The sequence below is a fragment of the Singulisphaera rosea genome (assembly GCF_054877945.1).
Window position 1 is genome coordinate 16,814 of sequence record NZ_JBTYIP020000045.1, and the last position, 19,623, is coordinate 36,436.

Sequence of the window (19,623 nt, forward strand, 5' to 3'; positions counted from 1 at the left end):
GCGACGCTAAATTGGATACTCCTCGCCGATCGCTCAGCCGACGATTCTTTCCCCACCAAGGCACCAAGGAGAGAATCTCGAGGGGATATTTCCCTCTCCGATGTACTCTCGTGACCCTTTGTGTCTTTGTGGCGAGTCTGTCACTGCGTCAACCGCAGGTGACTCGGCTGACTTCCGCGAGGAGTCTCCAGTGTAGACTCTTTTGTCGACCGAGCAGTAAGCGTCCGGAATAACCATTCTTGAAGGGTCTGGTAGCCTGCGGAGTGGATCAAATTTCCCTTCGCAGGAGTCACCTCAATGGCCAGGACCCCAGACTTCGATCTTCACGCGGTGTGGCGGGAGCGGATCCGACGACAGGCGAGCAGTGGCCTGACGATCGCACGCTTCTGCCACCGTGAGGCCCTCAGCCAGGCCTCCTTCCATTCGTGGAAACGCCGCCTCCGCCTCGTCGATGCCACTCCTTCTCGGCCAACGCCCCTTGCGCTGTCGCCATTCCTTCCCGTGACTGTGAGCCCTCCTCGGCCGCAGGAGTACGGCGAAGCCGCCGCGATCGTCGCCGATCTCCCCAATGGCGTCCGCCTCAGCATTCCCACGGCCGACGCGCGACTGGCCTGCCGCATCGTCCGTGCCGTTGCCGGAGCCCATACCAGAGACGGAGGCCACCGATGATCCACTGGCCCCAGACGGTCAAGGTCTTCGTCTACACCCCGCCGACCGACCTCCGCAAGGGCTTCGACGGCCTCGCAGGCCTCGTCACCACGGCTTTCGGGCAAGACCCCACCTCCGGAAACCTCTTCCTCTTCTTCAACCGACGCCGCGACCGCGTCAAGATCCTCTACTGGGACCGCGGCGACGGTCTGGCGATCTGGTACAAACGGCTCGAACTCGGCTCCTTCCAAATCCCCGCCGCCCCGGCCGACGCCGTCTCACTCGAGATGACCGCCACCCAACTGGCCCTCATCCTCTCCGGCATCGACCTCGGCTCCGCGCGGCAACGCAAACGGTATCGGAGGCCGGTCATCACGCCCGAAAATCGGCCGGTTTCTCCTTGAATTTTCGGGTGATCATGCGATAATTCATAGCATGAGTCATCACGATGCCTGGCCCGATCAGCCCCGCGAATGTCACGACCTCCTCGACCGGCTCAGCCGCCAGGTCGAGGACCTGCGGGCCGCGCTCGACGCCGCCGCGACACTCCACGTTCGGGCCGCCTGCGAGCATGAGCGGACCGTCGAGGACCTCCGGGCCGCGCTCGACGCCGCCGCGACGCTCCACGACCAGGCCGCTCGCGAGCACGAGCAGACCGTCGAGGAACTCCGGCGGCAACTCGAGCTCTACCGTCGCTACGTCTTCGGACCGCGGCGAGAGCGGCTGATCGAGGCCCCCGGCCAGGGCCACCTCTTCGAGATCGACCCCACGGGCGACGTCATCCCGCCCGCCGAGCTGCCCCCGAGCCCGGCTCCCGCCCCCGCCAAGGCCCCGAAGCCACGCCAATCCCGCCGGGTCGATTACGATCGACTCCCCCAGGTCCGCATCGAGCACGACGTCCCCGAACCCGAGAAGGTCTGCTCCTGCTGCGGCGAGGCCAAGGCCCGCATCGGCGAGGACGAGGCCCGCGTCCTGGAGTTTATCCCCGCCCGGTTCGAGCTCCACGTCCACGTCCTGCCCAAGTACGCCTGCTCCCGTTGCCACGACGGCGTCACGGCCCCACCGACCCCGCCACGGCCCTTGAGCGGCTGCATCGCCGGCGCCGGCGTCCTCGCCGAGGTCGTCGTCTCCAAGTTTGCTGAGCACACGCCGCTTTATCGCTTCGAGGACATCTCGGCACGCTACGGCCTGCACCTGTCCCGCAGCACGCTCTGCGACTGGGTCGGCAGGGTCGCCGAGCTGATGCGGCCGCTCTACGAATTCGAGAGAGACCTGGTGCTCAAAGGGCCCGTCATCTGGACCGACGACACGCCCTTGCGGGTGCTCGGCGGCGAGAAGCCGGGGAGCCACGAGGGGCGGTTCTGGGTCTACATCGGATCCGACGCGGCCCCTTATGATGTCTACGACTTCACGAGTGATCATAAGCGTGACGGGCCGGCGCGATTCCTGACCGACTTCGAGGGCTACCTGCAAGCGGATGCCTTCAGCGGGTATGACGGGATCTACGCAGGCTCCGACGGCCGGATCCTCGAGGTGGCCTGCTGGGCGCACGCGCGGCGGAAGTTCTTCGAGGCTCGCACATCGTCTCCGGCGGAAGCGTCGCTGATCCTCGAGATGATCAAGCGGCTCTACGAGGTCGAAGATCGGGCCCGGCCGCTGGATGCCGAGGCTCGGGCCATGCTCCGCCAGGCGGACGCGGTGCCGGTCCTGGATCGATTGCGCGAGGAGCTGGACCGGCTGTCGGCGCGACTGTTGCCGAAGTCGGCGATGGCCCAGGCGGTGAAGTATGCGTCGAATCAATGGCAGGCGTTATGTCGATACACGGAGGACGGCCGACTGTCGATCGACAACAACGTGTCGGAGCGTCGGCTCCGGGACCAGGCGATCGGCCGCAATTATGCGGACCCGAAGATTATGCGGAGTCGGCGCCGGGATCGACGATCACTCTCGACGAGTGCTCGCGGCCTGACTCCGCATAATCCGGTCACAGGTTATTGAGAAACTCGAGCAGCTTGCCCTTCGGCCGGTAGACGGTCGGCTCGGGCGACAAGCCTGATGCCTTGGTCAGGACCTCCTCCTTCATCTTCAGATCGGCCTCGACGTACTGGTGGGTCGTCTCGGGGCTCTCGTGCCCCAGCCACAAAGCGATGACCGTCAGATCGACGCCGGATTGCAGCAAGTGCATCGCCGTCGTATGGCGGATCGTGTGAGGCGAGACCGATTTGCTCCGCAGGCCCGGACAGGTCGCGGCGGCCTTCTCGACGGCGAGGGCCAACCTGTCCTCGAATCCCGACCGACTCAGCATCCCGCCACGGGCGTTCGGGAAGAGCGGGCCATCCGGCCGGTCTTCGAGTCGCTTCGACCAGGCGGCCAGCGCCACGGCGGTCTTTTTCCAGAGCGGCACGACCCGCTCCTTGCGGCCCTTTCCTCGGATCCGCAGCGATCGGGCGTTGACGTCGGCCAAGTCACCACGCCGCAGGCCGACGACCTCGGACACTCGGGCCCCGGTGTTATACGTCACGGCGAACAGCACCCGGTCTCTCTGCCCGGCCCAGGTCGCGGCGTCCGGGGCATCCAGCACGGCCTGCATCTCCTCGCGGGTCAGGTGGCCTAGCAGCGGTTTCGTGAAGCGCTTGGAGGGGATGGCCAGCACCCTCCGAACGAGCGGCCAGGCGGTTGGATCTCGCGACGCGGCGTATTGCACGAACGAACGCAAGGCCGCCAGCCTGGCGTTCCGCGTCCGGGCTCCGTTACCTCGCCTTGTCTCCAGATGAGCCAGGAAGTCCAGCAAGATCGGAGCGTCGATATCGTCCAGGCAGAGCGACGGGACCGACTTGCCCAGTTGCTGCGGCAGGTAGCCCAGCAGCAGTCGGAAAGTGTCGCGGTAGGCCTCGACGGTACGCGGGCTGACGCCTTGCTGCTCGATCAACCGTCGGCAGAAGAAGTCCTGGACCAGGACGTCGAAGGTGGGTGTCATGGACTGACTCCTTGGGTTGGGTTGGCGAATTGCTCGAAGCGACCGCCGGCCAGGGCCAGGAGTTCGGGGGCGCCCGTCAAGTACCAGAAGGTGTCGGTGACCTTGGCGTGGCCGAGGTAGGCCGAGAGTTGGTCGATGGTCCGCTCGATCTGCGTTCCCTCGTGATACCAGCTCAGCAAGCGACGGCAGGCGAACGTGTGCCGCAAGTCGTGGAGGCGGGGACGCACGCGGCCGATCGGGGTAACCCCGGGCATCGCTTTCTGAAGGAGTTGATGGAAGGTGTGCCGCACCGTGCTATAGGGCAACGGTCGGCCGGCCTCCGACGCGAAGAAGGTCGTGACGACCGCCTCTCGGCGTCGAATCCCGCGAGTTGTCGCGTAGTCGCGAAGCGGCCCGACGGCGGTCGTGTGCAGGGGAATGAGCCTGGACTTGTGGAACTTGGTCTGTCGGACGGTCAGGACGCCGGCATCGAGGTCGACATCGCCAGTCCCCAGGGCGAGGACCTCGCCGATTCGAAGCCCGGTGCAGGCCACCAGGCCGATGAGGGTGGCGTAGGTCAGGGGCCGTAGGCTGTCGACCGGCGCGAGCGATCGTGCCGCCTCGATCAGCGCGGCGATCTCGGCTTCGGTGTAGAGGAACGCCGGCCGTCGGGCATGCGCCGGGCCGAGCAGTCCGCGAGCCGGGACCTCGGTGCCCGGCTCGCGCGGCGCGAGGTATCTCGCCAGCGTCCGCACCACTTCCAGACGCCTGGCTTGATAGAGGCGGGCCGCAATCTCGGGCAGGCGAGCCCAGCGGAGAGCGATCTCGGTCGTCACCGGGCCGGAATGCCCGGACTCGTCGGCGAAGCGGGCAAAGGCCCGGAGCATGTCTCCTTCGGTCCGGAGTTGGTAGCCGAGCGCCCTGCGATACGTCAGATACTCTTCCACCCGCTCGGCCATCGTCGAGGGGCTCATGACGCACCTCCCGGCCAGGGGAGGGCCACGGTTCGCAAGGCCTCGACGTCGAGCTTGACGTAGATCGCCGTTGTATCAATCGAGTGATGGCCGAGGACGTCAGCAATGCCCTTCAGACTATGGCCAGCCGCTCGCATCCGGGCTGCGGCGGTGTGCCGAAGGACATGGGTGCCGACCGATTCCACACGTCCCGTGGCCGTGGCATAAGCCCGACGGAAGACGCCACAGATCAGTGTGTTGGGCACGGGAGTACCGGCCAGGACGGTATGCCGCAAGAAGACATGGCGGTCGGCGGATGAAGGTCGTCCGGCCTGGAGATAGGCCGCGATTGCCTGTCCCAGCGGCGTGGGCAGGGGCAGCTCGCGATCACGCCGTCCCTTGCCGCCTCGGATCGACGCCACCCCACGCCGCCAGTCGATGTCGTCCAGGGTCAAGGCGACGACTTCGCCAACGCGGAGCCCCAGGTCGCTCATGCACCGGATCATGGCCAGGTCGCGGCGGCCGGTCGCCGTGCTGGCGTCGAAATGGTCCAGGATGGCCAGGAGGTCCGCTTCCGCGAGCGACTTCGGAAGGCGATCCATGGGCCATTGGGGTGACATCGGCACGACGCCGACGAGCGACGCGTCGAAGCCATGAGTCAGGGCGAGGTAGCGAAGGAATGCGCGGAGCGAGGAGGCCATGACGGCGACCGATCCGGGCTTCAACGATCCGGCGTGGCATCGGAAGTAGCCCTGGACGTCGGTCGCTTTGAGTCGTTCGGGGGCCGGTGAGTCGTCGCCGAATTGCCGGTCCAGGAACTGTCGGGCGTAACGCAGCCGATAGAGCCGCGTGTGCTCGGCCAACCCGCAGGTCTGCCGAAGAAACCCGTCGTAGCCGGCGAGGAGCACGTCGTGTCGTGTGGACGGCAAGACCAGTCTGGCCGGGTCTTGCTGGTCGAGCATCCGGAGCAGATGGTTGACCGCCGCCCGGCTGGTGATGACGCTGCGGGGGAAGGGAGCCGGGCACGAGCAGGCCACGAGATGTTCCTGGAGGAATTGTCGGGCCGAGACCTGGGTGACGTGGCCTTGAGTCACGGGGGCGTGGCAAGTCCCCAGCCAATAGCCGTAATGCTCGGCGGAGCGGAGGAATTGATGAACGACGCAGGCCCGATGGCCGCGTCGGTTCAGATAACCGGCGAGTTGGTCGAGGATCGCGCCGAGCGGGTTGGCCCGGAGTCGGCGGACATGGTGAGGACGTTGAAAGAGCGCATCGAGCATGATTGCCCTCCCGGGGAAGAAGTCGAGGTCCCGAGAAGAGCTTCCGAATTATGCGGGCCCATGTCCGCTGATCGCAGCCAGGCAAACGGAAGAAAGCCAAAGTTGCAACGATTCGGCCGGCGCCGACTCCGCATAATCTTCGGGTCCGCATAATTTCGGTTATGCGGATCTCCGCATAACCGAAAGAACTGGATGTTCCTGGGGAGCGACGCGGCGGGCCCGCGAGCGGCGATGATCTGCACGATCATCGCGGGAGCGAAGCGACATCGGCTCGAGCCGTGGGCGTATGTGCGTGACGTGATCTTGCAACTCTCGGTCGATGCGAGTCCGGGACGCTTGGCCGAGCTGCTGCCCGACCGATGGGCGTTGGCGCACCCCGGGCACGTGCTGACCCATCGCGTGGAAGAATCGCGAGAGAAGGCGCGTCGTCGGGATCAACGGCGAGCGGATCGACGTCCCACGAAGTGAAACTCGCGAGGCGACGTGGCCTCGTTATGACCGTCGAGTGAATCGCGCGAGGCGACGTCGCCTCGCCGCGTCCGTGGCCTCCGACGGATCGCGACCCGGACCGGCGCGCAAACCGCCGACCCTGGCCATCTCGGACGCTTACACCGAGCATGGCGGTCGAAAAGGGATCGTTGTTTCCGGTCACCGGCCCCAGCCTAGTGTCCGAAAATTTTAATAGGAGTTACGCAGTTGGTATTCTGGGTGGTTTAGACTCGACGCAAGTCGTTATTTCTCGACGGATTTCCCCTGCCAGCAAATTGCCCAGAATCCCAACTGCGTAACTCCTATTTAATTTGTTGATATAAAAAAATTGATTAACAACTTCTCTAAAAGCCTTGACCACGCCCGGTCATGGGCATGTTGGAGTAGTGGACGTGGATCAGTTCCCAGTGGCCGGAGACTTTGTGATAGATCTGGATTTCTCGGCCATTCGTTTTGAGGGGTTGGCCACCTTGCTTGAGCTTGGCCGAGAATTTCCAGGTGAACTCAGCCCAGGCTGCGTCGCCGTAGGCGTGGACGGTGGCATCCTTGGGGGTGAGCTTCCGGTCGGTGAACATCCCTGCCATCGTCTTCTCGTAGAAGTTCCGCTTCACCTCCTCCCAACCTCGCTCGTGCCCCAGCGGGTGGATGAAGGAGACGTCGGGGGACGTCGACCAGATTTCGGCGGCGAGAGTGGTGTCCGCGTCGTCGATCGACTTCGCATACTTCGCGATGAGGCTGCGGATGGCGTTGGTTTCGTCTTTGGTTGACGTGGCTTGTGGCCCACCATCCCTGGCTGCAACTGACCGCTCCGATTCCGCAATTGCGACCAGTACCGCAAATGCCGCAGCGATGAGGCCCGCTCCGAACCTCCACCCGATTCGGCTCGCTCGCATCGTCACCTCCAAGTCGTGGGGGGAGATCCACTCGCTGGCGCTTCGGGCTTGTATTTGGAGAGGGGCGATGCGATCGAAGTGGGTTTAGCCTCGTCCATCTTCGCCGAGCAGGTGCTGGCTCGACTTGAGGATGCGGGAGTGGCGGCTCTTGGTGGCGCTGGAGGGCTGGGTGGTCTTGGCCTTGAGGTCGGCGAGGTTGGCCTGGCAGAAGGGGCACTCGACGACTTCGAGGTGGAATTTGACGTAGGCGCCGAAGTCGGGGTCGACGGCGTCGAGGAGGACGCTGCCGAGCTGCTGGCGGGTCGGGCAGGTGAGGCGGCCGCGTCGCCAGATGGCGCCCAGGGTGTGGAGGCCGGGGTCGCTGCGGTTCTGGCGCACGTCTTCGAGGCGGGCGCGGAGCTCGGAGGAGTCGCGGAGGGCCTTCTCGACCCTCGCCAGGGCTTCGGCGGGGAGGGCGTCGGCCAGGTAGGCTCGCAGGGTCTCGTCGTCGATGATCAACTCGCCGTGCGTCGGGCCCATGGTCGGTGTCATCCCCCGCCAAATTGTTCGTCGAGGCTCAACCCGGCGCGCCGGGCCATCTCTTTGAGCCGGCCAACCGTCTGGAACTTGTAGCTTGCCACCGTCTGCTCGGTGATCTCGAGGAACTTGGCGACGTCCTTGTTCGCCCACCCCTTGACGATCAGGAGCTCGAGGCAGCGGAGCCGGTCGTAGTCGGCCCGCGCCTGCCACTCCTTGACGAGTTGGCCGAGGGCCTCGGCGAGCAGTCGCTCCTCGGCCTTCCGACGCTCGTCGCTGCGGGCGATGCTCGAGGCGGGGCGACCGGCGCCGGGGACTTCCTCCAGCGGGCGGCCGTGGTCGTCGGAGCCGAACTGGTCGATCGGGCGACGGCCTTGCTTGCGGAGGTGGTCGGTCAGCTTGTGCGCGGCGATCGAGAAGAGGTAGGCCTCCATGTCCCGCTTCTCGTCGTAGTGGGGGAGGCTCGTCAGGAACCCGACGAAGGTCTCCTGCACCACGTCCTCGCTGGCGCTCCGGTCGCGGAGCCGGCTGTCGACGAAGGCGAGCAGCCGCCCTTCGTAGCGCTCGATCAGTTGCCGCCAGGCCAAGGCGTCGCCGGCGCGCACCTGCCGGACCAGTAATGCCTCGGCGTCGGTGGTGGCCATCGTTTCGGCTCGCCTCGAGAGAAAGACGGGGACGGACGGTCCGCGAAAGGTGACGGAGATCTCTAATGATTGTAAACGCGGCGAGGGCGCTTCGACCATGGCCTTTCGCCGTAGTCCCGAAACCTGTTTTTTTCTTAAAAACGGGTTTCTGTGGGCGTTGGCAGCGACGTCCCAGAAATGGGTTGCCGGAGTCGAGCGCATCAGAAACCCGTTTTTTAAGAAAAAAACGGGTTTCGGGTCGGATTAGAAGAAGTCTCTTGCGGTCATGGGCTTGGCCGTCGTCGCGGCTCGGGCCGGCTCGGGGCGCCGGGCTAGGGGGGATGCGCGGAAGAACCAGAGGCCGACGGGGGGCATGGCGATCAGGAGGAGCGCCCAGACGAGCTTGTCGTATTTGCCGGCGAATTCCTCGTCCCGAAGGCTCATCAGGTGGAGGAACTCCTGCCGCCAGCTCCACGCGAAGAAGCCCACGACGAAGAGCCCGGCGAGGAACAGGTAGGGGCCGCCGTTCGGGCCTGAGGTGAACGTCGCGAACAGCAGGCCTGACAGGAGAATGACGGCGCCGATTTGCCAGAGCCGATACTGTCTCTGGGCGGGCGGGGGGACGATGATCTCGCGAAGTCCGAGCAGAAGGATCGGCAGACCGATCACGAAGGCGATGATGACGAATAACTCAGACATAGTCTTTCCGATCCTTCCTTAATTGGTGGAGTCTTACGAGGCGAACGTTGAGGATGGACGGTCCTCGGGCAAGCCGTCGGCGCTCGCCCTCGCCCGATCGTCGAGGGACGGCCCATAGGCGGGGAGGCGATCGCGGAAGAGGGTCGCGACCGCCCCGTCCATTCCTGTAAGTCGCCTCAAGGCGGCGTCAGGTCATCAGTTGGTAGAGGAGCACACCCGCGGCCCCGACACCCGCGGCGGCGACGGCGCGGAGTCCGTTGGTGTAGTAGCCCTTGGTCGCCTCGTCGGCGCGGATGTACCCGGCGAGGGCGGCGAGGCAGGTGAGGATGAACCCGAGGAGGGCTCCCAGGCTCGCCAGGCGATGCCGGACGATGTCGTTGTAATAGGCCTCGAGGAACGCGGCCCGATGTTGCGAGGACAGGTTGGCCTCGAAGGTCGCCTCGTAGACGGTGCCGTAGTCCTTGGCGATCGGTTTCACCTGGATCTTGGTCACGAGCTGGTCGACCAGGTAGGCCGGGGCCTTCCACGAGGGAGGAATCTCCGGGACGAGCCACTCGGTCACCTCGCGGTCGAGCTGCAACCGGGCGTCGGCCTTGGCCCGCGTCTCGTTCGCCGAGAGTCGGCCCGCGATCGAGCGGGAGACGTGGGGAACCGCGACCGTCTTCACCGGCCCGGGCGAGGCCTCATGGTTGCGACGGCCCGGGCGCCTCGGCCGTTCGGGCCGCTTGGGGGGGGCCGGGGCGGCCGGCGGCTCGATCTCGGCGTTGATGACGCGAGTCCCGGGGACGATCGGCACGGGGATCTCGTCGACCGATTCCCTGGGGTCCGGGCGATCATCGTCCTCGGCCTCATCAGCCTGGGCGTTGGCGCTCGCATGATAGCGGGCGCTCGACGCTTCCAGGGGGCAGGGACGCGTCCGCATCCAGAACGTGGCGACGATCCCGAGCACGACGAAGAGTAGGAACCGTTTCATTGCAGTCCGATCCTTGCCGAGTCCGCAACGAGAAGAGAGGTCTGGACGCTAGTTCGTTCGCGTTGTCGACCGGAATATTACTGGAGTCGACCGATGTCACTTCGAGAATACGGTGTCGAGGACGACGTCCCGACGTGGGTCCTGTCAGGATGTCCGTCGACGAGGCTCCGCGTCCTCGGGCGTGCCCGAGGAAGGGGTCCTCAGGCGACTTTACGGTTCTTGGTGGCCCGGGCGTAGGCCGCGGCGGCCTCGCTCCAGGGGCTCACGAGCTGGGTCACGAGGGCAATCGAGACGGCGGTCGCGATGCCGAACGGCTCGGGTGTGGGCCAGGCCGGCAGCAGGATCGTGGCAAGCAGGGCGGACCCGAGGACGGGAAACACCCGGAACCGCGCCTTGCGGTCCCTCGCCGTGAACCGGCTCCATCCCCTCGTGAACAGGAAGAGGACGCCGAAGTAGCCCATCGCGAGCAGCGGCGTGGTCTGGGGGCCGTGCGGGCCGACCCAGTTGACGAGCTCGTGGGGGGCGGACGGCAGGACCCCGCCGGTGGGTGGGCCGAACCGGAGCCATTCCCTGAGCAGGATCCATGTCCCTCCGAGGGCGACGCCGAGCCCGACGTTCACGAGCCGCCCGGTCATCCGGTCGAGCTCGCGTCCCTCGAGGGCCTTGTTCGCGATCAGGACCGCCCAGCTCCCGAGGAGCGACATCGCGAAGAGGCTGGCGAGGGGCGCGGAGGACTGGGTGACGTCGACGCCGAGCATCGCGGCGGCGACGACCGCCAGGAGCGCGTTGAGGACGGTGGCCCAGAGCATCGCGGTGGCGAGCTCGGCGACCCGGATCCGGCCCCCGGGCAGGGGAGGAGGTGGCGGCGGCGCCGGGGCGGGGGCCTTCGGTTGGGGCCTCGGCGCCGCCGCCCGTTGCGGGGGACGCCGCAGCGCGGCCCAGTTGGCGCGGAGTCGGCGGCCGATCGCCTCGGGGGGGCGTCGCGGGGGACGGGTGTCGGGGCCGATGTAGAAGATCGGCTCCTCGGCCTCGATCCGCAGCACCTCCTCATCCTCGATGATGAGGTCGTTGTTGGGCAGGGGGGGGGCCACCTTCCCTTCGCCGATGAACCGGACCGCCGCCGTCTTGGGCGCGTCTTCGGGGAGGAGCAGGTCGTAGAGGTTCGTCTGCCGCTGCACGGGGTCCTTGGCCAGGGCCCGGCCCACGATCGACCGGTACGGCTCGACGAGCTTCGACAGGTCGGGGCGGGCGGTCAGGTGCTTCATCAGGATCTCGCCGACCGACTCCCCCTCGAAGGGGACGCGGCCGGTGAGCATCTCGTAGAGGATCACGCCGATGGCGTAGACGTCGATCGGCTTCTGGTATTTGCCCGAGGCGATCTCGGGGGCCATGTAGTGGCAGGTCCCGATGCTCTCGGAGTGCCCGGTGTCCTGGCCGGCGTTGATCAGCTTGGCCAGGCCGTAGTCGCCGATCTTGACCGTGCCCTCTTCCATGAACATGTTCGCGGGCTTCAGGTCGCGGTGGACGATGCCGTGGTCGTGGAGGTAGTTGACCCCCTCGATCAGCCCTTTCATCCAGGCGCGGGCCTCGGCCGGCGGCATCCCGTTGGGATACTGGGCGAGGACGTTGGCCAGGCTCGGGCCGGCGACGTACTCCATGACGACGAAGGAGTCGCCCGCGTCGGTGGTCTTGAGGTCGTAGATGGTCAGGAGGTTCGGGCACTTGAGGTTCATGCATTGCACGACCCCTCGGCGCTCGACCTCGAGGTTGCGGAGGATCAGCTTCAGCGCGACTTCCTTGCCCGCGTCGGAGGTGGCGTAGTACACCTCGCCGAACCCGCCCCGGCCGATGGCCCGCTTGATCGTGTAGCCGTCGAGGGGCCGGGCGCCCGAGCTGAAGGTGTAGCGGTGATAAGCCTGGGGCGAAGGATTGGTCATGTCGGAAGATCCCTCGGGCCTTTCTCGGCCCGGCGGCTCGTTGGGCTCGTAAACGGCCGTCTCGGCCATGTCGGCGCCAGGCAGGTCTCGGGACGTCGCGTTCATCGTTAGGGAAGCTCCAGGGACGATCGAGAGGGCTCGAGGGAACGGTTCCGCACGCCAGGCGAGGGGTTCCAAGGCCCCGGCCTCGACGTGACAGACGACGTCAGACCCGCGACGATTTGGCTCCGAGGGCTTCGAGGCTGAACGAGAAGCCGTCGCCCAGGACGCTCGACTGCAAGGTCAACGGGGCGCGTGCGGCGCAGGCACGGCCGTCGACTTCGAACCCGCCCGAGGCCCGGCACCACAGTGCCGGCCCCTGGCGATAGAGGACCAGCGGCTCGGCGAGCCCGGGGGCCGGGATGTGCGCCTGGGGCGAGGCCCCGACGATGCACGTCTCGGCCATCAGGAGCACGCCGTCGACCGCGAGGGGGAGGCGGTGCCGGCTGACGATCGCCAACCTCGCCGTCGCGCTGACGGGGCTGGGCTGGCGGAACTCGAGCTCGACCGTGGACCCGAGCCGGATGACGTCGCCGTCCCGGAGCGTGGCCGTCTCGATGGGCCGCCCGTTGACGAACGTCGCCTGGTGGGCGCGGAGGAGGTACCCTTCGCCGTCTCGGACGAGGGTCGCGTGGTTCCGGGAGAGGTCTCCCATGAGCGGGACGTCGGCCTGGCTGTCGTGCCCGGCCCGTCCGAGGACGACCCGGTCGTCGAGGCAGACGAGATATCCCCCGACGGTGTCGACCCAGAGGAGGAATCGCCCTTGAGGGCCCTGGTCGACGGCGTGGGCCAGGGGCCGGGGTGTCGGCTGGGGCACGGGAGTCCTCGGCGTTGCGTTGAGCCAGGTAAGGGGGCCGTTGGCCGCCAGGGTGGCCTGGAGAGCGGCTTCGGGCGCAGGAGCTGGAGCGGGGGCCGCCTGCGGGACGCGCGATCCCCGGCTCGGCCACGACGTCGACGACGGGCCGATCGCCGCGATCTGCTGCCAGGCCCGGCTCCGGGCCTGTCGGGCGGCGGGGTGCTCGGGGACGGTCTCGAGCACGGTCTCGGCGGCCGCGAGGACCTCGGGCCAACGGCCGGCGGCCAGGGCTGTGTAGAGCGCCTCGACCTTCGGGGCCGCGTCCTTCCGACGCGCCTCGAGCTCGCGACGGGTGGCGGCGAGGGCCGCCTCGGCGGTCCCGGCCGCGAGCCGCTCGGCGCGGTCGAGCTGCTCCTGGGCCCGGCCGAATTCCCCACGCCCGGAGTCGTCCATCGCCGCCTGCCAGGCCTCGGCGATCTCTCGGGTCCGACGCAGGGAGGGGCCGCCGATCTTGTGCTTGGCCAGGTGCTCGACCCGCTCCACGACCCGGGACGGGACGCCCGCGTCGAGGTCGGAGCGGACTTCGCCCGAGACCCGGTCGGCCAGGCTCAGCCGGGCGGCGGCCAGGGTGTCCAGGGGGGCCGACAGCCGTTCGGCCAGGTCGAGGTCGTCGATCGCCCCGGCCAGGTCGTCCGACTCGCCCCGTCGCGTCGCCCGAGCGATCAGCTCCAGGGCCAGTTTCGCACGCAGGCGGACCGCGTGGTGGTGGTCGGCCACGTCGGGCCGGCTCGCCAGGGCGAGCGCCTCGTCGTAGCGCCCCGCCCGTGCGGCCTCTTCCGCCTGTCGCAAGACGATTCGCCAATGTCCCAGCATGGTTGACTTGCCGCCCGGATTGGCCATGGGGGAATGACTCTCCGCCATGTTACTTTGGGATGCGTGTGCCGCTCAATGAACCTTCAAGCAATCCTCCGGGCGAGATCAGCCCGGCCTGGGAATCCGGCGGAGCGACGCGGCGAACGCATCCCTTCCCTTCCCATCTTCCCTTCATTCCATTCTCGATCCTATCCCGCCTACTCGACGTCGCGTTCGATCCGGTACGAGTCGAGGCCCCTGGCAGGACGGCGTCGGGCCGGCCGGGAGAACGGGCCGGCCCGACGTTCGGGAGAGAGCACGAGTCCGGGTCGCGATTACAGGCTCTTGTCGGAGCTCTTCACGCCGGCCTTGTCGGCGGTGCCGCTGAACTTGGCGTCGATTTCCTTGACCACGTCTCGGTGGTTCTCGTTGCCCACGGGGACGCCCATGTCGAGGTAGCGGCCTTCATACTCGGCCTTGCGGGCCATGACCTCGAGCCGCTTCTCCAGGTCGGCGACGCTCGCCTTGGCGCGGGCCAGGGCGCTGTCGTCGAAGTCGAACTCGTTGCTCGCCCGGGTCGCCTCGATCGCCTTCAGCCGGGCTTCGATCCCGTCGAGCTTGATCAGCAACGCCTTCTTCTGGGCCGACATTGCGTCGAGCTGCTTCCGGGCGGCGGCCAGGGTCTTGTGCTTCGCCTTGAGGGTCGATTCCTTCTCCTCGAGGATCCGCTCGACGTTCTTGTAGTGGTCGAGCCGGCGGGCGAGGTCGGCCTTCACTTCTTCGGGCGACTCGCTCGAACGGCCGGTCAGGCGGAACTCGCCGTTGCGGACGCGATCGGTCAGGGTCAGCAGGGTCGACTTCTCGTCGGCGAGGTTCGCCTTGGTCGTGGCGATCTCGCTCTCGAGCCGCTCGACGTCCACCTCATTGCGCGAGTACGCCTCGATGTTGTCGAGGATCACCGGCTCCAGCCCGGCGATCTCCTCGCGGGTCTTGTCGATCTCGAACTGGGGCGGGATCGACGCCTTGGCGTTGTGGCGGACCTTGTGGAAGGCCGTCTTCACGTAGCTGGGGGCGGAGGTGCCGAGCACCATGTAGAGTGCGCCGGCGCCCAACGCCGCCCCCAGAACCCCCTTCTTGACCATTGAGCAAACCATTTTGAATCTCCTTGATGATCCGGAAGGCCGGATCGGCCCTCGTCACTCGCGGCGGATTGTTGGCGATTCGGCCCCCGTTTTCGGCCTCCTCGTCGCTCCTCATAGGTAATTCGGGAGGGTCCCGGGAATATTGGGCCAGGCTTTTTCGAAAATCCGCGTCCCGGGCGTGATTCGCTCTTGATGGAAGTCCGCCTTCCCCATTCGAGCCCTTCTCCTCCAGGCGAGGCTCGAGGCCATGTGCGGAGTGGGGCGCCGACGAAGGCCCCTCCCACTCCCAGTCGGGAATGAGGAGGGGAAGTCGTTTCCTTTGGCGAATGTCCATGGAATCTTGCGGGTCGCGAGGAGGTGGGTCGTTCGGTGCGAGCCCTCTGGTGGGTGCAACGCGAACGTGATCCGCTCTAGGCCCCCCATGTGGAGTCGAGTCGAGGCCCGGAGATGGGGCCTCGCCTTTGCGCCGGGATCAGCCGAGGAAGAACCTCCGGGACAGCGCCCGGGCAAGCACGGAGCCGGTCGACTGTGCCGAGGTGGCCTGGACGAGCGGGGTGGCGCGCCCGACGAGGAACACGTCATTGGACCCCGGCTGGCCCGTGCCGGCGCCGTCGAGGAGGAGGCCGTCCGCGCCCTTCACGCCCGACGGGGCGGTACCCACGACGGTGAGGACGTAGAGGCGGAAGGGATTCAGACGCTGGGATGGGATGAGCGTGACCGTGTTCGCGTCGCGGTCGTAGGAGATCGACCGGAAGAAGATCCGTTGCCCTCGGGGGAGGGAGAGCAGGAAGTTCTTCGGGTCCTGGGCGGTGGTGGGATCGAGGGCCTGGTTGAACTTCAGCACCAGGACGGTGAAATACCGGCCGACGATGAGGCGGCGGAGGCTCGAGATGGTCGGGGGTTGGGCGGCGGCGATCGCCGTGACCGACTGGACCACGGAGCCTTGGCTGGAGGAGAACCCACCGCCACCGCTGTAGGTGGCGGTGATGTTATGCGGCCCGGCGCCCAGCGAGGCGGTCGTGAACGTGGCATGCCCGGCCGAGTCGAGCGTGGCGGTCCCCAGGACGGTCGATCCGTCGAGGAACGTCACCGTCCCCGTGGGGGCGCCGGAGACTCCACTGGTCTTCGCGACCGAGGCCGTGAAGGTGACGGCCTGGCCTACGGTCGAGGGGCTCGGCGACGCGGAGATCGCGGTGTTCGTCGGCGAAAGCGGTGCGGCGCGGACCATCTGGGTGACGGCGGAGGAGTTGCTGCCCTCGAACGAGGAGCTGCCGCTGTAGGACGCGACGACCGAGTGCGAGCCGACGGCGAGGGCCGAGGTCGTGAACGTCGCCTGCCCTTGCCCGTCGATGACGGTGACGTGCGCGGTTCCCGCGACCTTGCCGTCGATGGTGAAGGTGACGGTGTCGTCGGACTGGCCGTGGGCGGTGCCGCCGTCGGCGACGCCGATGACCGCGGTGAAGGTGACGTTCTGGCCGAAGGTCGACGGGTTGGGCGACGAATTCAGCCTCGTGGTGGTCTTGGCGGCCGGGGTGACGAGGGTGGCCTGGCCTGAGCTCGTGAGGAAGGCGTCGTCGCCGCCATACTGGGCGGAGAAGACCGCGACGCTGCCGCTCGGCAACGGGGTCGTCGTCGTGAACGAGGCGGTTCCGTCGTCGCCGACGGGGCTGGTCCCCAGGGTGATCGTGGCGCCGCCGTTGATCTGTTCGAGGAAGGTCACGGTGCCCGTCGGCTTCTCGGAGATGCCTGAGCCCGCGGCGATCGTGACATTGATCGTCTGGAACTCGGTCGAGGACTTGGGCAGGTCGACCGTGGTGGTGGTCGGCAGGATCGCCTGGCCCAATGCGATCTTCGTGACGAAGGCGTTCTGAACGAAGAAGCCGCTGGCGAGGGCCGTTTGGAAGGCGCCCGTCGTCGTCGGGTAGTTGGTCGAGTCGGTGCTGCCGGTGATGTAGGCGTTGCCGGCCTGGTCCGCCGCGATCCCACTGCCTACCTCACCGCCGCTGCCGCCGAGGTAGGTGGAGTAGAGGAGTGCGGTCCCTTGAGGGTTCAGGCCCGTGACGAAGGCGTCGCCTGCGATGAGCGAGTCGCCGTCACCGCCGTAGGTGGCCTGGATCGCATTGGCGGTCGGGAAGTCGGTCGAGAGGGTGCTGCCGGTGACATAAGCGTCGCCGATCGCGTCGACCGCGATGTCGAAACCTTGCTGGGACTTGCTGCCGCCGAGCAGGGTCGAATAAACAAGGCCGGAGCCGGCGGGGTTGACCTTCGTCACGAAGACGTCGTCGCTGCCGGTGAAGGTCGTCTGGAAGGCCCCCGAGGTCGTCGGGAAGTTGGTCGAGATGGTGTCGCCGGTGACGTAGGCGTTGCCGGCGGAGTCAACTGCGATGGCGGCGCCGTGGTCGGGGGCGCTGCCGCCGAGCAAGGTCGAATAGACGAGTGCGGATCCGTTGGGGTTGAGCTTCGTCACGACGGCGTCGACGTTCCCCTGGCCTGTCGTCTGGTAAGCCCCCGGCGTGGTCGGGTAGTTGGGAGAGTTGACGTCGCCCGTGACGTAGGCATTGCCGGTCGCGTCCACCGCGATCCCGAGCGTGTTGCCGTCGCCGAGGGTGGCGGTATAAAGGCGTGAGGAGCCGTCGGGGCTGAACTTCGTCACGTAGGCGGCCGTCGAGCTGCCGACTGTGGGAGGTGCCCGGAAGGCTCCCGGGGTCGGCTGCAAGAAGCCCGAGCCCGAGCCCGTGATGTAGGCGTCGCCGGCCGAGTCGATCGCGATGTCGTTGCTGGTCGTGCCGATGGCGAGGAGGGTCGAGTAGACGAGCGACGAACCATCGGGGCTAAGCTTGGAGACGAAGGCCCCGGTGACCCCTTGGGTCGCCGGCTGGTAGGCCCCTGGGGTCGTGGGGAAGTTGATCGAATCCGTCTTCCCCGTGACGTAGGCGTCGCCGGCCGAGTCGACCGCGATGCCCGAACCGAGGTCCTGGCTGATCCCGCCGAGATAGGTCGAGTAGATGAGGGCTGTGCCGCTCGCGTTGAGCTTCGTCACGAAGACGTCGCCCAGTGCCGTCCCGGGTGTGCTGACGGGGTCGCCGGGGGTCGTCTGATAGGCCCCGGGCGTGGTCGGGAACTTGGAGGAGATCGTGGTCCCGACGATATAGGCGTTGCCGTCCCCGTCCACCGCGATCTTCGAACCCGAGTCGGTCGCGTCTTCGTTCCCGACGCGAGGTGAGCCGCCCAGGTACGTCGAGTAGCTCAAGACCGGGTCGATCACCAGCGGGAGGCTGTGATCATGCGCGCCGACCGCGAATCCGACCTGCCCGTCCGCGTCGATCACGTACTGGCCGGAAACCGCCTGGCGGACGCCGTCCAACTCCTGGTAGAACACCGGCGCATGCTCGACGACGTCGCCGATGGCCGTGTGGAGCACGAGGTTCCCTTGGGCGTCGATCGTCGACGACTCGGCCCCCTGGATGTTGAGCTTGATAGACCCCGGGTCGGCCCCCGGCGCGACCGTGAAGTCGTACTCCAACTGCTGCTGGTTGCCGTAATAGACGAGATCGATGCCAGGGTAGACGCCCTGCTCGAGCACCTTCGCGTAGCCGGCGATGTCCGTGTACCAATCGCTGGGGTCGCTCCCATTGATGATGTTCGTCGTCCCGGCTTGAGTGTCCTGCCCGATGACGCTGGGCGAGGCGTTGGCCCCGACCAGTTGCATCTTCAAGGCAACCCCATCAACACCCTGCGACGCGTCGTCCCCGGACGCCTGGATGTTGAGGACGGCCGACGTCGGGGTGATGAACAGAGCGTACCCGTCGCCTCGGGCGAGGTACCGGACCTGGGCGTCGGTCTGGCCCTGATTGGCCTCGAAGCTCAGGGGGAGCTGGCCGTACGCATTGAGCAGGCTGTCGGTCGACGTCGAGTTGCTCAGCAGGCGGCGATCTTCCAGGACTTCGATGCGGCGGAACCCGTCGCGGCGGGCCCGAACCTTGCGCCGGGGGTTGAGTCGGGAGTTCATTGGTGATCGTCGCCTCGGAGCCGAACATCATCACGAGCGGGGGGCGGGACAGTCCCGAGCCCTTGAGGGCGACCCGATGGGGGGATCTGGGGCGAGATCGCCGATTAATTTAAGGATATCGTCATTACCTCGACGGAACAAGCAGGCTTCATTGCAAACATGCGCGATGATGTCGTAACGCTACGGGGCATTAAGTCATGCCGTGTCTACGGCATCGATACGGAAGAGGATGTGGGCGTACGAAATGCGGCGACGCGGCTCCTCCGGCCGGGTTACGGCTTGGATAGGTCGCGTTGAGGCAAGATTAGTGGAGTTGTTAACAAAACTTAAGGCGAGGCGAGGCCTGCCCGCCTTCGAGCGTCGTGGCAATCGACGCCGCCGAGGGCGAACTCGCGGCAGGCCCTCGGGCGATAATCGTAGTGGCGGCAGCGGCCGAGCGTAGCGTCGAACCAGAGGCAGGGTGTCCCAAAAGACGGTGCGCCGCTCTGCTTGCGCTCACGTTCCTGCTCGAGGATCGCGGCCAGGAGCTCCGGGTGGTCCCAACGGAGACGTTCCCAGGCCTCTTCACCCTCGCCGTCGAGTCGGCGGACGAACGGGGGTTGGGTCACCACCCGGCAGCAAGCCCCGCAGCCTTCGCACGACTCGATGATGGAGAGCGGCCTGGGCATTGTCCCGCGTTGACCCTGTCCCGAAACCTGTTTTCTTTCTTAAAAACGGGTTTCTGTGGGGATCCACCATGACATCCCGTGAGGGGTTGTCGACGTCGAGGGCGTCAGAAACCCGTTTTTTAGGTAGAAAACAGGTTTCGGGACGGGCACCTT

At 66.8% G+C, this 19,623-nt stretch carries 17 protein-coding genes; 4 read left to right on the forward strand and 13 right to left on the reverse strand.

Translation table 11 applies throughout. From position 1 onward, the window contains the following. Positions 1-297 precede the first annotated feature (297 nt). From tnpA to tnpC, 3 genes are read left to right on the forward strand one after another with little or no spacing between them, the layout of a single operon-like run. On the forward strand, positions 298-669 hold the full coding sequence (tnpA, locus tag ACYOEI_RS38705) for an IS66 family insertion sequence element accessory protein TnpA (RefSeq protein ID WP_462855871.1): 372 nt from the start codon (positions 298-300) through the stop codon (positions 667-669). Further along, on the forward strand, positions 666-1,052 hold the full coding sequence (gene tnpB, locus ACYOEI_RS38710) for an IS66 family insertion sequence element accessory protein TnpB (RefSeq protein WP_462855872.1): 387 nt from the start codon (positions 666-668) through the stop codon (positions 1,050-1,052). The genes tnpA and tnpB overlap by 4 nt, the downstream gene beginning before the upstream one ends. A 31-nt stretch (positions 1,053-1,083) precedes the next feature. Continuing rightward, positions 1,084-2,646 carry an IS66 family transposase gene (tnpC, locus tag ACYOEI_RS38715; RefSeq protein ID WP_462855873.1) on the forward strand — a complete coding sequence of 521 codons (1,563 nt, stop codon included), beginning with the start codon at positions 1,084-1,086 and terminating at the stop codon, positions 2,644-2,646. On the opposite strand, the gene ACYOEI_RS38720 is transcribed toward tnpC, so the two are convergent. Genes ACYOEI_RS38720 through ACYOEI_RS38730 form a run of 3 tightly spaced genes read right to left on the reverse strand, consistent with a single transcriptional unit; the run spans position 2,633 to position 5,834 of the window. After that, positions 2,633-3,625: a site-specific integrase gene (locus tag ACYOEI_RS38720; protein ID WP_462855875.1), complete on the reverse strand. Its 993-nt coding sequence runs from the start codon at positions 3,623-3,625 to the stop codon at positions 2,633-2,635. The two genes, tnpC and ACYOEI_RS38720, sit on opposite strands and share 14 nt — an antisense overlap. Beyond that, on the reverse strand, positions 3,622-4,578 hold the full coding sequence (locus ACYOEI_RS38725) for a tyrosine-type recombinase/integrase (protein WP_462855876.1): 957 nt from the start codon (positions 4,576-4,578) through the stop codon (positions 3,622-3,624). Before ACYOEI_RS38725 ends, ACYOEI_RS38720 begins: the two co-directional genes overlap by 4 nt. Then, on the reverse strand, positions 4,575-5,834 hold the full coding sequence (locus ACYOEI_RS38730) for a site-specific integrase (RefSeq protein WP_462855877.1): 1,260 nt from the start codon (positions 5,832-5,834) through the stop codon (positions 4,575-4,577). Before ACYOEI_RS38730 ends, ACYOEI_RS38725 begins: the two co-directional genes overlap by 4 nt. Positions 5,835-6,026: 192 nt before the next feature. Between ACYOEI_RS38730 and ACYOEI_RS38735 the strand changes: the two genes are divergently transcribed. Continuing rightward, positions 6,027-6,302, forward strand: a complete 276-nt coding sequence (locus tag ACYOEI_RS38735) for a transposase domain-containing protein (protein WP_462855878.1) — start codon at positions 6,027-6,029, stop codon at positions 6,300-6,302. Between the two features lie 365 nt (positions 6,303-6,667). Here ACYOEI_RS38735 and ACYOEI_RS38740 read toward each other — a convergent pair whose 3' ends face one another. From ACYOEI_RS38740 to ACYOEI_RS38785, 10 genes are all read right to left on the reverse strand, one after another. Beyond that, positions 6,668-7,216 carry a YybH family protein gene (locus tag ACYOEI_RS38740; protein ID WP_462855879.1) on the reverse strand — a complete coding sequence of 183 codons (549 nt, stop codon included), beginning with the start codon at positions 7,214-7,216 and terminating at the stop codon, positions 6,668-6,670. Positions 7,217-7,300: 84 nt separating this feature from the next. After that, positions 7,301-7,735 carry a hypothetical protein gene (locus ACYOEI_RS38745; RefSeq protein ID WP_462855881.1) on the reverse strand — a complete coding sequence of 145 codons (435 nt, stop codon included), beginning with the start codon at positions 7,733-7,735 and terminating at the stop codon, positions 7,301-7,303. An 8-nt stretch (positions 7,736-7,743) separates the two neighbouring features. After that, on the reverse strand, positions 7,744-8,376 hold the full coding sequence (locus ACYOEI_RS38750) for an RNA polymerase sigma factor (protein ID WP_462855882.1): 633 nt from the start codon (positions 8,374-8,376) through the stop codon (positions 7,744-7,746). A 243-nt stretch (positions 8,377-8,619) separates the two neighbouring features. Then, complete coding sequence (locus ACYOEI_RS38755; protein ID WP_462855883.1) at positions 8,620-9,054, reverse strand: hypothetical protein; 435 nt, start codon at positions 9,052-9,054, stop codon at positions 8,620-8,622. A 187-nt stretch (positions 9,055-9,241) separates the two neighbouring features. Beyond that, the gene (locus ACYOEI_RS38760) at positions 9,242-10,027 is read right to left on the reverse strand and encodes a hypothetical protein (protein WP_462855884.1); all 786 of its coding nucleotides are present in this window, start codon (positions 10,025-10,027) and stop codon (positions 9,242-9,244) included. 200 nt (positions 10,028-10,227) lie between these two features. Next, the gene (locus tag ACYOEI_RS38765) at positions 10,228-12,069 is read right to left on the reverse strand and encodes a serine/threonine-protein kinase (RefSeq protein ID WP_462855886.1); all 1,842 of its coding nucleotides are present in this window, start codon (positions 12,067-12,069) and stop codon (positions 10,228-10,230) included. A 100-nt stretch (positions 12,070-12,169) separates the two neighbouring features. Then, positions 12,170-13,699, reverse strand: a complete 1,530-nt coding sequence (locus tag ACYOEI_RS38770) for an FHA domain-containing protein (RefSeq protein WP_462855887.1) — start codon at positions 13,697-13,699, stop codon at positions 12,170-12,172. Positions 13,700-13,986: 287 nt separating this feature from the next. Continuing rightward, positions 13,987-14,805, reverse strand: a complete 819-nt coding sequence (locus ACYOEI_RS38775; protein ID WP_462855889.1) for a hypothetical protein — start codon at positions 14,803-14,805, stop codon at positions 13,987-13,989. A 460-nt stretch (positions 14,806-15,265) separates the two neighbouring features. Then, entirely contained in the window at positions 15,266-18,802 is a 3,537-nt protein-coding gene (locus ACYOEI_RS38780) for a DUF7948 domain-containing protein (RefSeq protein WP_462855890.1), read from the reverse strand. Positions 18,803-19,128: 326 nt separating this feature from the next. Then, positions 19,129-19,470: a YkgJ family cysteine cluster protein gene (locus ACYOEI_RS38785; RefSeq protein WP_462855891.1), complete on the reverse strand. Its 342-nt coding sequence runs from the start codon at positions 19,468-19,470 to the stop codon at positions 19,129-19,131. Positions 19,471-19,623: the final 153 nt, after the last annotated feature.